Annotated in this window: 1 protein-coding gene; it reads right to left on the reverse strand. The window is 71.4% G+C overall.

Translation table 11 applies throughout. The features are described 5' to 3' along the window. Window positions 1-882, reverse strand: an 882-nt coding sequence (locus JNW98_RS05955) for an FtsW/RodA/SpoVE family cell cycle protein (protein WP_372459171.1), incomplete at both ends; no start/stop codon positions are given.

Raw genomic sequence — 882 nt, forward strand, 5'->3', positions numbered from 1 at the left:
GTGATCGCGAAGATGAAGTCGGTGTGGGGCTCGGGCAGTTCGCCCCATTTTTCGACGCTCGCGCCCAGTCCGGCACCGAACCAACCGCCGTTGGCCAGCGCGTAGATCCCGTGCACGGCCTGCCAGCACTGGTCGTTGGCGCCCGGGTCGGTGGCGCCGATGCAGTCCAGGCGGGACATCCGGTTGGCGCTGGTCTTGATGAACAGGACGGCGAGCGCGCCTGTGACACCGATCACTCCGGCGAACAGCCGGGTGGGGGCGCCGGCCACCCAGAGCAGGCCGAAGAGGACGAAGGTGAGCACCACGGTGGTGCCCATGTCGCCGCCGACCATGATCAGGCCGAGCAGCACGAACGTGACGGGCACCAGCGGCACCAGGAGGTGCTTCCACTGGGTGAGCAGCTTCTTGTGCTGTTTGCGGGCCAGCAGGTCGGCGCCCCAGAGCACCAGGGCGAGCTTGGCGAACTCGCTGGGCTGGGCCTGGAAGGGGCCGCCGAGGGAGATCCAGTTGGTGTTGCCGTTGATGGTCTCGCCGATGCCGGGCACCTGGACGAGGACGAGCAGCACGGCCGAGGCGGCGAGCAGCGGGTAGGCGAGCGCCCGCAGGAACCGCACCGGCAGCCGGGCGGCCACCAGGAGCAGCCCGGTGCCGAGGGCGGCGGCGAGCAGCTGCTTGCGGAAGAAGTAGGTGGGGGCGAGGCCGCTCTGCAGGGCCTTGATCTGGGAGGCCGAGTAGACCATCACCAGGCCCAGCACGGTGATGAGCAGCGAGCCGCCGAGGATCAGGTAGTACGCCGTCAGGGGGCGGTCCCAGGCGCGGCGGGCGCGGGCGTGCAGGGTGCGCAGCCCGCCGGGGCCGCCGGGCAGGCGGCCGCGCGGCGGG

The sequence above is a fragment of the Streptomyces huiliensis genome (assembly GCF_020037025.1).
Lineage (GTDB): Bacteria > Actinomycetota > Actinomycetes > Streptomycetales > Streptomycetaceae > Streptomyces > Streptomyces huiliensis.